This is a genomic window from Chryseobacterium mulctrae (assembly GCF_006175945.1).
Lineage (GTDB): Bacteria > Bacteroidota > Bacteroidia > Flavobacteriales > Weeksellaceae > Chryseobacterium > Chryseobacterium mulctrae.
Genome location: NZ_VAJL01000001.1, coordinates 1,081,554 through 1,095,199 on the forward strand (window position 1 = coordinate 1,081,554; position 13,646 = coordinate 1,095,199).

The following is a 13,646-nucleotide window of genomic DNA, read 5'->3' on the forward strand; positions in this document are numbered from 1 at the left end:
CATTAAAAACATACAATATGAACACATTAAAAGTTTTAACAGTAACAGCAAGCGTATTCGCTTTTTTGAGTGCAGGTAAAATTTCAGATAACCGTTGCAGCAGCAAAGCCAACGAAAGAGAAATTATAGAGAGTAACATTTCAAATCAACCACAAATTTTGGTTTCAAAAGACAATAAAATTCAGGTTGCTTTGCTTTTGGATACTTCCAACAGTATGGATGGATTAATCGATCAGGTAAAGTCAAGACTTTGGAATATCGTTAATACACTGACGACTTTAAAATATAACGGACAAGCACCACAAGTGGAAATTGCTCTTTATGAATACGGAAATGATGGTTTAAAAGATGAAAATTACATCAGACAAGTAACTCCGTTAACGCAAGATTTAGATTTAGTTTCGGAAAAACTTTTCGCTTTAAGAACCAATGGCGGAAATGAATATTGCGGAGCAGTCATTCGTGATGCATCATCCAATTTGAAATGGGATGGAAACGAAAAAAGTATGAAACTTATTTACATCGCCGGAAATGAACCTTTCGACCAAGGAAAAATCAGTTATAAAGATGTTATTTCTAAAGCTAAAACCAAAAACATTTACACGAATACGATCTTCTGCGGAAGCCGTGAAGAAGGCATTCAATCGCATTGGCAAAACGGAGCGAGCTTAGGAGACGGAAAATATTTTAATATTGACAGCGACCAAAAAGTAATTTATATTGAAACGCCTTATGATGTGAAAATTTCACAATACAATTCCAAGCTAAACGACACTTATATTTCTTACGGAAGCCGTGGTTATGAAATGAAAAATAAGCAAACGACCCAAGATTCAAATGCAGAAATGCAATCTGCTTCGAATGCTGTTGAAAGAGCAGTAAGTAAGTCGAAGAAAAACGCTTACAAAAATGATCATTGGGATTTGGTAGATAAAGTTGAAAAAGACAAAAGCTACATTTCATCAATAAAAGAGGATGAATTACCTTCTGAATTAAAAGGAAAAAGCAAAGATGAAATCAAAAAAATTGTGGTTCAAAAATCTGCAGACCGAGATAAAATTCAAAAAGAAATTGAAGTTCTCGCAAGAAAAAGACAGGAATTTATTGATATTGAAACCAAAAAACGAGGAAGTTCTGAAGGCGATGACTTAGGAAAAGCGATTGAGAGATCACTATTGGAAATCAGCAAAAAAAATGGTTATAGTTTATAAATTGTAAAAACCGTTTCAATTGAAACGGTTTTCTTGATACCTCATATGAAATTTTACTTAACCTGATTAATTGTAAAAAAAGAACTGGTTTCAGATAAAAGATCAACTGAAAGTATAGATTTAACACCAAAGATAATCTTATCACCAAAATTTAATGCCAATAATATCTGTGTGCTTCTTGTGGGGGGAGATACTGAAATTCCTAAAACACTTACGTTAACATAATTTTCTTCTGCTACTAACTCAGGAGCATTCATACCCCTTTGTACAAAAATACCAACTCCGAAATCTCCGGCAGAAATTAAAGAAGAGGTTTTACTTTGTACATAGACTTTATAAATACCGTCTTTCGGTGCCGTAAAAGTATTTGTGATAACATCAAAATCATTATTTTCATCAATTATTTCTTTGTCGAACTGAATTCTCCTCCAGTCTGAAATAATTATTACGTTAGCTAAAATTGTACTGCCACTACCTGTACCAGATACAAATGATACATTGTTTGATATAGCCAATTGAGCTTTTGAAATACTCTGAATATATCCTCCATTGGTTTTTACCAAAATAGAGTCTGTACAAGGCAGTCCAGAGCATTTTTCTACAGTACGTATTCGCAAATTACCGTTAATGTCTAAAGTGGCTTGTGGGTCTTCTGTATTAATCCCTACCTGTGCATAACAGGTTATACCTATCATCAGGAATAGTACTAAAATAATATTTTCCTTTTCCATTACTTGTTATTTTAAATATGAAAATTTCTTAACAAAACTATGTTTTTATTATTACCATAACCACATAACCACTTATTAATTAACCAATGCAATATAATAATTAACTAATGCTAAGAAATAAATAACATCAGTTAATTAAATACTATTAAAATTTAAAAAATATATTATGCAGAAAATATTTTTTTATTAGCTTTGATATAGCACAAATGAATAATATGAAATCTAATGAATTTACTAAAACCTATTTCGAGCAAAATAGTTTTTTGACTGATAAGGATAGAGATAAATTACTCGAAATGGTACAAATTATTGATTATCCTGCAAATAAAATAGTATTACATCGAGGAGAACTACTCAGCCAAGTTGGTATTGTAATAAAGGGTTTAATAAGGGTATATGATAAAAATGATAAGACTGTTTGGCTGGTTCCAGAGAATGATGTATATGGGTCAATAGAAGTTTTAGCGCTTAAGCAACCTTCCTCATTTACTTATGAAACATTAGAAGAAACAACATTATTTTTATTGAATTATCAAGACATGGAAAATGCCATTCAGGAATATCCAAATATCGCAATATTGCTTCTAATGTATTGGAAAAGCACAGCTATGAATATATATAACCACTTTCACTCTTTTCTTCATCTAACTCCCGAAGAAAGATATCTTGAATTACTTAGCCAAAATTCTAAATTAATTTTACGTGTAAAATCTAAAGATTTGGCAACATATTTAGGAATGCATCCTGTTTCTTTGAGTCGGTTAAAAAAAAGATATTTCAGCACAAAATAATATAAAATCTATCTTCTAAATTTAAAATATTCAGAAAGCTTGTGTTTTTTATTTTTCATAAAAGCCGAAGCCATTTCCATTCCTGTGACAGAAAAAGTAATTCCGTTTCCACCAAATCCTAAAACGAAATACGAGTTTTTGAAACCTTCATGAGCGCCGATGTATGGAAGTCCATCTTTCGTTTCACCAAAAGTTCCCGCCCACACAAAATCAGTGTAAAAATGATAATCAGGTTTTATTCTTTTCAGGTTTTTCAGAATTTCTTTTTCTTTTTTATTTAGTAAAGAATCGCGTTTTTGTGGATCAGAAAAATCTTCGTCTCCACCGCCAATCAAAAGTCTTTCATCATCTGTCGTTCTCATATAAATGTAGGGATCATCTGTATTCCAAACAAGAGTGTGTTCTATATTTTTAAATTTATCATTGTCAATTTCAGAAACTACGGCAAACGTACTTTTAAGATCTACGAAATGTTCCTTTATCAGTGTTGAACTTTCATAACCTACACAATAAATAATTTTCTTTGCTTTAATATTAAAGCCATCAGTCGTTAATGCCAAATTATGATCTCGTAAATATTTCACCGATTTCATTTCTGTTTTATCAAAAACTTTTAAACCTTTATTGACATTAAATCTCAGCAATTCGTGAGCAAATTTAAAAGCATCGATACTTGCTCCCTGTTTAGATAAAATTCCACCGTATGTATTTTGAAATCCGAATTTTTCTTCAATATCTTCAATTCCGAGCCATGTCACATCAAATCCTGCTTTTCTTCGGGCTTCATATTCCTTTTCCAGCCAAATCGCATCTTTCTTTTTCGACGCAAAATATAAAGACTGCTTTCTCTTAAAACCAGATCGGGCTTTTATTTCTTTTGTCAGTTTTTCCAGGTCATCTATAGATTTCGAACAAGCTTTGTAACTTTCTACCGCACCTTTTTCACCAATCATTTCAATCAATTCGTACAGCGGAGTATCAATTTCATACTGCAACATCGAGGTTGTCGCTGAAGTGCTTCCATTGCAGATTTCGCGTTTATCAATTAAAATGGTTTGATATCCGTCTTTTATCATTTGATGGGCAATAAGACTTCCTGTAATTCCACCACCAATCACAAGAACATCACATTCTTCATCAGATTTCAGGGAAGGATAGGAAGATATTAAACCATTTTTTAAAAGCCAGAAAGGTTCGTTAGATTTCAAGTCCATAGTTTTATTTTCAAAATCTCAGCAATAATTGAGCCTTAAATGTACCTATTCATTAATTATGGTTTAATTATTGATAAAATAAAATCACCAAAACCATTTAAAATATAAATTATGATAACAATACTTAATGATGCTCCGGAAAATGTAGCAGCTTTCAATGCAACTGGTGAAGTAACCAAAGAAGATTTTGAGAATCTTGTCATTCCTTACGTGAAGAATAAAGTAGAACAATTTGATGAATTAAATTACCTCCTTTATTTAGATACCGATTTAAGCAATTTTACGATGGGAGCCTGGCTTCAGGATGCACTTTTAGGTATAAAAAATATTACCAAATGGAACAGAGCAGCCATTGTAACAGATGAGGAAGGAGTGCAGAATTTCACTGATATTTTTAGTGTTTTAATGCCCGGAGAATTTAAATCTTTTCCAAAAGAGAATCTCTACAATGCTTTGTATTGGTGTCAAAACGGAAATGAAGTTCATAAATAATTAATAAAAAAAGAGAAGCAATTGCTTCTCTTTTTTTATTGGTCACAGGTAGCACATTCTACCGCTATTTCTTTTTCGTCTTCATCTGATGATCTATATAGATAAAAATAAACAATACTAATAATTAACCCAATCACCGTCATCCCGACTCCTACAAGCGAAGGATAATTGTAAGACAGCCCGTGTTCCAAAGGAATTCCGCCCAAGAAAGCACCCATTGCATTTGCAATATTAAATGCAGCCTGCATAAAAGCAGCGGCCATCATTTCACTTTTTGGCGCAGCTTTCATCATCATGATATTAATAGGTGCCGCAACCGACATCGATAAAGCTCCGCAAATAAAGGTTAACATCAACGAAATACTTTGATATTGAGAAAGGAAAAATACTCCTGCTAATGAGGTCATCATTAAAAACAATAATAACGAACACGTTTTTTCTGGGCCTAATCTGTCTGAAAGAAAACCACCTGCCAAATTTCCAACAACCATTCCTGCGCCTGCAAGAATCATTACATAAGCCATATAACCGCTTTCAATTTTTGAAACCACCGTCATTAAAGGTGTGATGTAGCTAAACCAAGTAAACAATCCACCAAAACCGATTGCTGTAATCATTAAAACCAACCAAGATTGTTTTCCTTTTAGGAATTTTAATTCTTCCAAGAAATGACTGTCTTCCTTTTTTTCCATTACAGGAAGCCAAAGTTTTAAAGCTAATAAAGTGGCGATACCAATAACACCAACAATTGCAAAATACCAACGCCAGTGAAATTCATGTCCGATGTAAGTTACCAAAGGAACCATCGCCAAATTGGCAACCGTTAATCCGGTAAACATTAATGAAATATATAAAGCTTCCTTCCCTTTTCCTGCCATTCTTGATGCAACCACAGTTCCTACTCCGAAGAATGCACCGTGCGGTAAACCAGACATAAATCTGATAATCAACATCGAATTATAATCAGGCGCAATAGCAGATAAAGCATTAAAAATTGTGAAAATTACCATTAAAGCAAGCAATACTTTTTTAGGTGGAAATTTTACGGAATACCCAATCAAAATGGGTGCTCCAATTACTACTCCCAAAGCATACGCCGCAATTAAATGACCAGCTTGCGGAATGGTAATCTGCAGTGTTTTTGCAATATCGGGAAGCAATCCCATAATAGTAAATTCTGTAGTTCCGATTGCCAAACCACCGATTGCCAAAGGCAAAATTCTTTTATCAAACATCATTAATCAATAATTATTTAAAGCAACACCCCCATTGCTTCTTTTAAAAGCACAAAAGTAACTATAATTGGAAAGAAAATGTTGAAAGGTTTGATATAAATTTTATATCAGAACTATAATTAAATCAACTTAACCAATCTTTGAATCAAAAAAATCGCCTCAAAAAATGAAGCGATTTATATTTTAATGAATATGTTTTTCTGCGTGGTAGGAACTTCTCACCAAAGGCGAACTTTCAACGTGTCTGAAACCCAAACTTCTAGCAAAATCTCCGAATTCATCAAACTCTTCAGGAGTGATAAATTTCTTTACTGGAAGATGTTTTTTTGTCGGCTGTAAATATTGTCCCATTGTAATAACGTCAACATTCGCATTTCTAATGTCTTCGATAGTCTGGAAAACCTCATCTTTTTCTTCACCTAAACCAAGCATCAATCCGGTTTTTGTTCTGTTTTGTCCTGCTTCTTTTAAATATCTTAAAACCTCAAGACTTCTTTCATATTTAGCCTGAATTCTCACTTCTCTTGTCAAACGTTTTACCGTTTCCATGTTGTGAGAAATCACTTCCGGAGCAACATCTACCAATCTGTCTAAGTGTTTAGTCAAACCTTGAAAATCCGGTATCAAAGTTTCCATCGTTGTTCCCGGAGAAATTCTTCTTACTGCATTTACAGTTTCACCCCAAAGAATAGAACCCATATCTTTTAAATCGTCACGATCAACGGAAGTTAAAACAGCGTGTTTGATCTTCATTAATTTAATTGAACGAGCCACTTTTTCAGGTTCATCCCAGTTTACATCCATTGGTTTTCCGGTTTTTACACCGCAAAATCCGCAGCTTCGGGTACAGATATTTCCTAAAATCATGAAAGTTGCCGTTCCTTCTCCCCAACATTCACCCATATTTGGGCAGCTTCCACTTTGGCAAATTGTATTTAATTTATATTTATCAACCAAAGTTCTCAATTCTTTGTAATTCTTTCCGGTAGGAAGTTTTACACGAATCCATTTTGGTTTTTGAACGGTAGTATCTTGAACTAAATTCTCCATTTATCTCTCAAATTGAGGTTCAAAGTTAGTGATTTTTTTATCGAAACAATCAAAGACAGACATTGATGAAACAGATAATTTTGTAATTTTAAGATTCAATATTTGTTATGAAGACTACAGTTTGCTTTCTATCCATTATTTTCAGTACATTTTGTTTTGCTCAAAAAGAATTTCAACCAAAAGGCTCAACGGTTAATGAAACTGTTGATGGAGATTTGGATGGAGATAAAGTTCCGGAGAAAGTAATTGTTTATGACATTACATCCAACAATGATTATGGCAATATTCGAGAGATCCAAATTTTGAAGAAAATTAATAATAAATGGACGGTTTTAGAAAAATCCAGAAATGCAATTTTAAAAAGTAAAGATGGTGGAATGATGGGTGATCCTTATATGAGCACAACCATTGAAAAAGGTATTTTAAGCATTACTCATTATGGAGGAAGCAGCTGGAAATGGGGAGGCACAGATAAATACAGATTTCAAAACGGACATTTTGAATTAATAGGATTTTCTTCAGAAGGCGGAAAACCAGAAGAATATTGGACTACCGTAGATTTTAATCTTTCAACCGGAAAACTAATTTTTAATAAAGAAGTTGTAAATACTAAAGAATACGGAAAATCTAAAAACGAGATTTTTATAAAAAAAGGAATGAAAATTAATCTTCAAAACAGAAATCAAGAGAAGCAAAGAAAAATTATTCTTCCTAAAACGAAGGAGGATGTTTATTTGTAAACAGTTTTCGGAAAAGCCTTGTCAAGGTTTTGTACCTTGACAAGGCTCATTAGTTATCCTCAAACTCATTATTTTTCAGCAACTCAGCTAAAACTTTTTTCGCTCTCATTACACGAACTTTCGTATTGGCAACAGAAATCCCCAGTTCTTCAGCAATTTCCTTAATGCTTTTTTCTTCAAAGAATCTTAATCTGATAATATCCTGATAATTAACGTCTAAAGATTCGATAGTTTTGATGATTTTCTTTTGTTCTTCATCAGAAATCATTAGTTCTTCCGGAGATTTTGCGTAATGATTTTTTACTTCATCCAGGTTTTCGGTAGGATCTTGATTTTCGCGGCTTTTTCTGCGCCAAAAATCAATAATTGTATTTTGAGCAATCGTCAAAATCCAGGTTTTAAACTGAAAATGAGGATCGTATAAATCGAGTTTTGATAAAACCTTTGAAAAAACATTCACGGTAATTTCGTCTGCATCATTTTCGTCATGCACTTTCTTCATCACAAAAGAAAAAACATCCAACCAAAAAACATTGATCAGTTTAGTTTGTGCTTTCTGGTCTTTTTCCTTTGCTTTTTGGATGAGAGGAAATAATTGCTCGTCTTTCATTATTAACAAATATAATTGAATTTTGCTAATGAAACAATAAGGGCTGGAAGTTGGATGATGGGTGTTGGAAGTTTACAACTTTGAATACAGGACTCAAAAAGCTTTGAAAGCTATCTAAAAATAATGATTGCTGGATGATGGAAATTAGATGGTGGAAGTTTACAACTTTGAAAACATCGCTCTAAAAGTATTAACAGTAATCTTGAAACTAGAAACATTGAACCCGAAACTCGAAACCCGAAACTCAAGTGATTTTCTTATCTTTGCGTATTAAATTTTAAACTGAAAAAAATAATGAACTCTTTTATTGAAGAACTGAAATGGCGCGGTCTTTTTGCCGATATGATGCCCGGAACAGATGAACAACTGAATAAGGAAATGACAACTGCCTATATCGGTTTTGATCCTACCGCAGATTCTTTACATATCGGAAGTCTTATTCAGATCAAAATTTTAGCTCATTTTCAGCAGCATGGTCATAAACCTATCGCTTTGGTAGGTGGCGCAACAGGAATGATTGGTGACCCTTCAGGAAAATCTGCAGAGAGAAATCTTTTGGATGAAGCAACGCTTTTACATTATGTTGACTGTCTACAAAATCAACTTTCAAGATTTTTAAATTTTGATGGAAATGAAACCAACAAAGCCGAATTGGTCAACAATTACGACTGGATGAAAAATATTTCTTTCCTTGATTTTGCTAAAAATGTAGGAAAAAATATCACGGTCAACTACATGATGGCGAAGGATTCTGTAAAGAAAAGACTTTCAGGAGAAGCTGGTGTTGACGGAATGAGTTTCACAGAGTTCACTTACCAATTGATTCAAGGGTATGATTTCCTTCATTTATATCAGAATAATGGTGTAAAACTTCAGATGGGAGGTTCTGACCAATGGGGAAATATCACTACAGGTACAGAATTGATCCGTAGAAAAGCACAAGGAGAAGCATTTGCTTTAACAGTTCCTTTGATCACAAAAGCTGACGGTTCTAAATTTGGAAAATCTGAAAGTGGAGAAAATTATTGGTTAGATAAAAAGAAAACTTCCCCTTATAAATTCTACCAGTTTTGGTTGAATGCAACCGATGATGATGCTGAAAGATTCATTAAATTCTATACTTTTTTAGGAAGACAAGAAATTGAAGCTTTAATTGAAGAACACAAAACAGCTCCTCACGAAAGAAAACTTCAAAGGAAACTGGCTGAAGAAGTTACGGTTTGGGTTCACGGGAGAGAAGAATATGAAAGAGCTTTAAAAGCTTCAGAAATTCTGTTTGGAAAATCAACCGCAGAAGATTTAGTAAGTCTTGATGAAGAAATTTTCTTGGAAATATTTGACGGAGTTCCTCAGAAAGAAGTGGCTAAAGCTGATGTTTTAGGAATTAATATTGTTGATTTACTTTCTGAAAAATCAGGTTTCCTTAAATCTAAAAGTGAAGCAACAAGAGAATTGAAAGGAAACTCAATTTCTGTAAACAAAGAAAAGGTAAACGAAGTTTATACAGCAAACGAAACAGATTTAATTGACGGTAAATTCTTATTATTGCAAAAAGGAAAGAAAAGTTACTTTATTGTAAAAGTGATTTAATCTTAAAATAATACACAAAAAATAATCCGACTCAGTTTTTGAGTCGGATTATTTTTTATAAAAGTGGATAGATTTTAAAATGTATAACTTGTTGAAGCTGATAAGGTCATTCCGCTCGAGACACTTTCTTTTTTAAGCTGACCATCTACCCAAATCTGAACTTTCAAAGTAGATGCCGCATCCACTCCTGTTCCGTTTACTACAACATTAGAATTATAAACTACGCCTTCTGCAGTGAGTTCCGGGCTCGTCCATGTTGCACCGCTTAAACCATTTACCGTAATAGGATTTCCATCAATTCCATAAACGGCTTTACTGATATTAACTCCGGATGATCCTTCTGCCTTGAAGACTACTTTTTGTGTCTTGATATCTTCAGAAGCATCATCATCATCTTTGCGACAAGATTCAACAAAACTCAAAACCATTACCGTGATTACAGCGACAAATAATCCTTTAAATACCTGATTCAATTTTATTTTTTTCATAAATTATTTTTGTTAATAGTATTCGGAATCTCTTGATTTAAGCATCCGCAAAGATATGATAGACTAAAAATACTGTCAATCCTCAAATTTAAAAAAAATATCCTACCCTACTTTAGATATTTTTCAGTTTTGCTTTTTGTAAAACTATTTTCATTAATGGCTATGAAAGAATACGATTTGTTCTACAAAAAAGTCCGGCTCAAAACTGAACCGGACTTTTTTTTCATCATTAGTTTATATTAGAATGTATGACTTGCTGAAGCAGATAAATATTGCCCGCTTGAAGTTCCTTCTTTTTTAAGTTCACCATCTACCCAAATCTGAACCTTCAAAGTAGATGAAGTACTCGCTCCTATCGCATTTATTGCAACATTTGCGCTCATTGCTCCCGCTTCAGTAGTAATTTCCGGGCTTGACCATGTTGTTCCGCTTAAGCTACTTGCAGTGGTAGGATTTCCATCGATTCCGTAAACAGCGATCTCAATATTACTTCCTGCAGATGCTTCTGCTTTGAAAACTACTTTATGTGTTTTGTTGGTTCCGGGAATATCGTCGTCGTCATCATTGCTGCACGATGTTACAAAGCCAAAAACCAACGCTGCCATCACCATTACAAATGAGCCTTTCAATACGTTTTTCAATTTCATTTTTTTCATAATTTCTCTTGTTAAATATTACTGTTAATTTTAATTTGTAATCTTTCTGATTTAGTACCTGCAAAGCTATGACTGTCTGAAAAGGCAATCAATCCTTAGAATCAAGGAAAATATTCTACCTAATTTTAGGTATTTTTCAGTTCTTAATTTTTCACTAAATTGTGGAGTTTTATTTTCAATAATGAAATTGATATAATGAAGAATCACCTCATCACCATTTGTATATTTTTATCTACTTATGTACAATCTCAGCAACTCATTCCGCTGAATGAGAAAAGCTATTCAGACAGTCTGAAAACTGTTGTAAACAGAAAAATTGACAACAACGCCAAAGCGAATTCATATTTCTTATTATCAAACTTTTACAGAAATACAGATTCTCTTTTAAGTAAAAGCTATTTAGAAAAAGGGAAAGCTTTAAGTGAGAAAACACCTTTAAATACAGCAAAATATCATTATTATGAAGGTTGGCATTTTTTAGAAAGCAACAAAGAAAAAGCAGCAGTCTCATTTCAAAAAGCCATACAGGAATTTTCTAAAATTAAAACTGAAGAAGCCGATTTCTACATCGCTTCATCGTGGTACAACTATGGCGTTACCCAGAAAAACAAAGAAGGTTACCCTTTTTTGGTAAAAATTTTGGTTGAAAAAAGCATTCCGCAGATTGAAAAATACAAGCATCATAAAACTTTAGGTCAATTCTATTCTCAGCTTGCCATCATTCTTACGTATAATGCCGAGTTTGCAAAAGCCTTTGAATACAATACAAAAGCGATTAAAATATTAGAAAAAAATGCGCCACATTCTCCAGAATTGTTTTTTGCTTACCTCAACACAGCAAGTAATTTCTGTTACCAGGCAAAAGGTGATGAAGCCAAAAAATATTTAGACAAAGCCGAAAAACTTATTCAGCCTTATTCGGAATCTTCTTCCAATGCTTCTTTCTATTATGGAAAGACACTTTATTTTATTACTAAACAGAAAAATGAAGAAGCACTTCCAATGATTGAAAAAGGTTTGGTTTATGCTAAAAGATCTAACCAAAATCTGTTAACTCAGATGTTTTATATGAATAAATATGATATTTTAAGGAAGCAGAATAAACTGAATGAAGCGAAAAACGTTCTGGAAAATATCTTATCCGAAAAGACACTCATTATTGATGCTAACAACAGAAAAGCTTTTTACAACCAGCTTTCAAGCCTTAATGAACAAATGGGCAATCTGAAAGAAGCTTTGATCTGGGAAAAGAAATATTCAAAATTAAATGACAGCTTAAATTCTGAAAATGTAAAGCTGGAACTCAATACACTGGAAACAAAATTTAGAACTGCAGAAAAGCAAAAAGAAATCGCCAATCTCAACACTGAAAAAGCACAAAAAGAACTGGAGATCAACAAGAAAAACCAATATTTATGGCTATTGGTTTTTGCATCACTATTCCTTCTTATTTTAATTATTTCCATTTATTTCTACACTAAAAAATTAGCAAAAGAAAAAGAAATAAACCATTCTCAGAAGCTGAAAGAAATCGCGCAACAGGAAGAATTAAAAATAACAAAAGCGATTCTGGAGGGTGAAGAAAAAGAAAGAGAAAGAGTGGGAAAAGACCTTCATGACGGACTTGGAGGAATGCTTGCCGGAGTGAAAATAAATTTTTCAGCTTGGGCTTCACAAAATTTAGAGTCAGAAAACAAACAAAACTTCAATGAAATTTTAAATCAATTAGATCATTCGGTGACCGAGCTCAGAAATATTGCCAGAAATCTGATGCCCGAATCTCTTTTAAAATTTGGTTTAGAAACTGCTTTAAAAGATTTGTCTGAATTTTACGCCAGAAAAGATTTACATATTGACTTTCAGTCTATTGATATTAACACCAATTTTCCTTTGACGGTTCAGATTAATATTTTCAGAATTGTACAGGAAATTCTGGCTAATGCAGTGAAACATTCTGAAGCAGAAAACATATTGCTGCAATGCTCTCAATCTGAGGACGTATTTTTAATTACCATTGAAGATGACGGCAAAGGTTTTTCACAAGATTCTTCCCAAACAAAAAGTATGGGACTTCACAATCTAAAAACTCGCGTGGATTATTTAAAAGGTAAAATGGAGATCAATTCCGATGATGAAGGAACGGCAATTAATATAGAACTCAACACCAATGCAATCTCATAAAATCAACATCGTCATTGTAGATGACCATCCTATCGTTATTGAAGGGTTGAAAATCATGTTATCTGACAAACCTTTTTTTCATATTGCAAAAACGTTTACCAACGGTGGTGAAGTCATTCAGTTTATTAAATCTAATGAAGTCGATATTATTCTTCTCGATATTTCTCTGCCCGACATCAGCGGAATTCAGCTATGTGAAGAAATTAAAAAAATATCTCCGAATACGTCCGTCATTATGTTTAGTAACCGTTCCGAAAGGAGCATTATCATGCAGTGTATACAAAACGGAGCCAGCGGTTATTTATTGAAAAATGTTTCTTTGGAAGAATTGATGGAATGTTTTCACGGCGCGCTTTCCGGCAATATTGTTTTCTGTAACGAAACCAAAAATATCATCAGTAAACCTTCGCCACAGGAATTGACCACTACTCCACGCTTAACAAAACGCGAGAAACAGATCCTACAATTTTTAGCAAAAGGAAAAACAAGCAATGAAATTGCAGACGAACTTTTTTTAAGCCCATTAACTGTTGATACCCACCGTAAAAATCTGCTTCAGAAATTTGGTGCTAAAAATTCGGCTGAGCTTGTGCATATTGCGGTACAGCAGAATATGATTTTGGAATAAAAAAACCTCTGAAAATTTCAGAGGTTTTA

The 13,646-nt window shown here is 33.3% G+C and carries 14 protein-coding genes; 7 read left to right on the forward strand and 7 right to left on the reverse strand.

Annotated features, from left to right (window positions below; all coding sequences use genetic code 11):
- The first annotated feature begins 17 nt into the window (after nt 1-17).
- Entirely contained in the window at nt 18-1,211 is a 1,194-nt protein-coding gene (locus FDY99_RS04710) for a vWA domain-containing protein (RefSeq protein ID WP_139419574.1), read from the forward strand.
- A 53-nt stretch (nt 1,212-1,264) separates the two neighbouring features.
- Here the strand turns inward: FDY99_RS04710 and FDY99_RS04715 are convergent, their stop codons facing one another.
- Nucleotides 1,265-1,942 carry a hypothetical protein gene (locus FDY99_RS04715; RefSeq protein ID WP_139419576.1) on the reverse strand — a complete coding sequence of 226 codons (678 nt, stop codon included), beginning with the start codon at nt 1,940-1,942 and terminating at the stop codon, nt 1,265-1,267.
- Nucleotides 1,943-2,157: 215 nt separating this feature from the next.
- Here FDY99_RS04715 and FDY99_RS04720 point away from each other — a divergent pair, with 215 nt between their 5' ends.
- Entirely contained in the window at nt 2,158-2,733 is a 576-nt protein-coding gene (locus FDY99_RS04720) for a Crp/Fnr family transcriptional regulator (protein WP_162304142.1), read from the forward strand.
- An 8-nt stretch (nt 2,734-2,741) separates the two neighbouring features.
- On the opposite strand, the gene FDY99_RS04725 is transcribed toward FDY99_RS04720, so the two are convergent.
- On the reverse strand, nt 2,742-3,947 hold the full coding sequence (locus FDY99_RS04725; protein WP_139419581.1) for an NAD(P)/FAD-dependent oxidoreductase: 1,206 nt from the start codon (nt 3,945-3,947) through the stop codon (nt 2,742-2,744).
- 111 nt (nt 3,948-4,058) lie between these two features.
- On the opposite strand from FDY99_RS04725, the gene FDY99_RS04730 reads away from it, so the two are divergent.
- A complete protein-coding gene (locus FDY99_RS04730) occupies nt 4,059-4,439 on the forward strand; it encodes a SpoIIAA family protein (RefSeq protein ID WP_102978394.1) in 381 nt (126 codons plus the stop codon).
- 35 nt (nt 4,440-4,474) lie between these two features.
- On the opposite strand, the gene FDY99_RS04735 is transcribed toward FDY99_RS04730, so the two are convergent.
- Complete coding sequence (locus tag FDY99_RS04735; RefSeq protein WP_139419583.1) at nt 4,475-5,677, reverse strand: MFS transporter; 1,203 nt, start codon at nt 5,675-5,677, stop codon at nt 4,475-4,477.
- A gap of 180 nt (nt 5,678-5,857) precedes the next feature.
- Nucleotides 5,858-6,724 (reverse strand): lipoyl synthase, encoded by an 867-nt coding sequence (gene lipA / locus FDY99_RS04740; protein WP_139419585.1) that lies wholly within the window; start codon nt 6,722-6,724, stop codon nt 5,858-5,860.
- A 107-nt stretch (nt 6,725-6,831) separates the two neighbouring features.
- Between lipA and FDY99_RS04745 the strand changes: the two genes are divergently transcribed.
- A complete protein-coding gene (locus FDY99_RS04745; RefSeq protein ID WP_139419586.1) occupies nt 6,832-7,464 on the forward strand; it encodes a hypothetical protein in 633 nt (210 codons plus the stop codon).
- 49 nt (nt 7,465-7,513) lie between these two features.
- Here the strand turns inward: FDY99_RS04745 and FDY99_RS04750 are convergent, their stop codons facing one another.
- Nucleotides 7,514-8,074, reverse strand: a complete 561-nt coding sequence (locus FDY99_RS04750) for an RNA polymerase sigma factor (protein ID WP_074229756.1) — start codon at nt 8,072-8,074, stop codon at nt 7,514-7,516.
- Between the two features lie 294 nt (nt 8,075-8,368).
- Here FDY99_RS04750 and tyrS point away from each other — a divergent pair, with 294 nt between their 5' ends.
- Complete coding sequence (gene tyrS / locus FDY99_RS04755; protein ID WP_139419588.1) at nt 8,369-9,664, forward strand: tyrosine--tRNA ligase; 1,296 nt, start codon at nt 8,369-8,371, stop codon at nt 9,662-9,664.
- 74 nt (nt 9,665-9,738) lie between these two features.
- On the opposite strand, the gene FDY99_RS04760 is transcribed toward tyrS, so the two are convergent.
- The gene (locus FDY99_RS04760) at nt 9,739-10,152 is read right to left on the reverse strand and encodes a hypothetical protein (RefSeq protein WP_139419590.1); all 414 of its coding nucleotides are present in this window, start codon (nt 10,150-10,152) and stop codon (nt 9,739-9,741) included.
- A 239-nt stretch (nt 10,153-10,391) separates the two neighbouring features.
- The gene (locus FDY99_RS04765) at nt 10,392-10,808 is read right to left on the reverse strand and encodes an MmpS family transport accessory protein (RefSeq protein ID WP_139419593.1); all 417 of its coding nucleotides are present in this window, start codon (nt 10,806-10,808) and stop codon (nt 10,392-10,394) included.
- A 195-nt stretch (nt 10,809-11,003) separates the two neighbouring features.
- Here FDY99_RS04765 and FDY99_RS04770 point away from each other — a divergent pair, with 195 nt between their 5' ends.
- Together FDY99_RS04770 and FDY99_RS04775 are read left to right on the forward strand one after the other, a co-directional pair.
- Nucleotides 11,004-12,989 carry a tetratricopeptide repeat-containing sensor histidine kinase gene (locus FDY99_RS04770; RefSeq protein ID WP_139419594.1) on the forward strand — a complete coding sequence of 662 codons (1,986 nt, stop codon included), beginning with the start codon at nt 11,004-11,006 and terminating at the stop codon, nt 12,987-12,989.
- Complete coding sequence (locus FDY99_RS04775; RefSeq protein ID WP_139419596.1) at nt 12,976-13,617, forward strand: response regulator transcription factor; 642 nt, start codon at nt 12,976-12,978, stop codon at nt 13,615-13,617. Before FDY99_RS04770 ends, FDY99_RS04775 begins: the two co-directional genes overlap by 14 nt.
- Nucleotides 13,618-13,646 lie beyond the last annotated feature (29 nt).

Coding starts and splice junctions, on each gene's coding strand:
- FDY99_RS04710 (WP_139419574.1), top strand. CDS start 18: ATGAACACATTAAAAGTTTTAACAGTAACAGCAAGCGTATTCGCTTTT.
- FDY99_RS04745 (WP_139419586.1), top strand. CDS start 6,832: ATGAAGACTACAGTTTGCTTTCTATCCATTATTTTCAGTACATTTTGT.
- FDY99_RS04770 (WP_139419594.1), top strand. CDS start 11,004: ATGAAGAATCACCTCATCACCATTTGTATATTTTTATCTACTTATGTA.
- FDY99_RS04725 (WP_139419581.1), bottom strand. CDS start 3,947: ATGGACTTGAAATCTAACGAACCTTTCTGGCTTTTAAAAAATGGTTTA.
- FDY99_RS04730 (WP_102978394.1), top strand. CDS start 4,059: ATGATAACAATACTTAATGATGCTCCGGAAAATGTAGCAGCTTTCAAT.
- FDY99_RS04765 (WP_139419593.1), bottom strand. CDS start 10,808: ATGAAAAAAATGAAATTGAAAAACGTATTGAAAGGCTCATTTGTAATG.
- FDY99_RS04775 (WP_139419596.1), top strand. CDS start 12,976: ATGCAATCTCATAAAATCAACATCGTCATTGTAGATGACCATCCTATC.
- tyrS (WP_139419588.1), top strand. CDS start 8,369: ATGAACTCTTTTATTGAAGAACTGAAATGGCGCGGTCTTTTTGCCGAT.
- FDY99_RS04735 (WP_139419583.1), bottom strand. CDS start 5,677: ATGATGTTTGATAAAAGAATTTTGCCTTTGGCAATCGGTGGTTTGGCA.
- FDY99_RS04760 (WP_139419590.1), bottom strand. CDS start 10,152: ATGAAAAAAATAAAATTGAATCAGGTATTTAAAGGATTATTTGTCGCT.
- lipA (WP_139419585.1), bottom strand. CDS start 6,724: ATGGAGAATTTAGTTCAAGATACTACCGTTCAAAAACCAAAATGGATT.
- FDY99_RS04715 (WP_139419576.1), bottom strand. CDS start 1,942: ATGGAAAAGGAAAATATTATTTTAGTACTATTCCTGATGATAGGTATA.
- FDY99_RS04750 (WP_074229756.1), bottom strand. CDS start 8,074: ATGAAAGACGAGCAATTATTTCCTCTCATCCAAAAAGCAAAGGAAAAA.
- FDY99_RS04720 (WP_162304142.1), top strand. CDS start 2,158: ATGAAATCTAATGAATTTACTAAAACCTATTTCGAGCAAAATAGTTTT.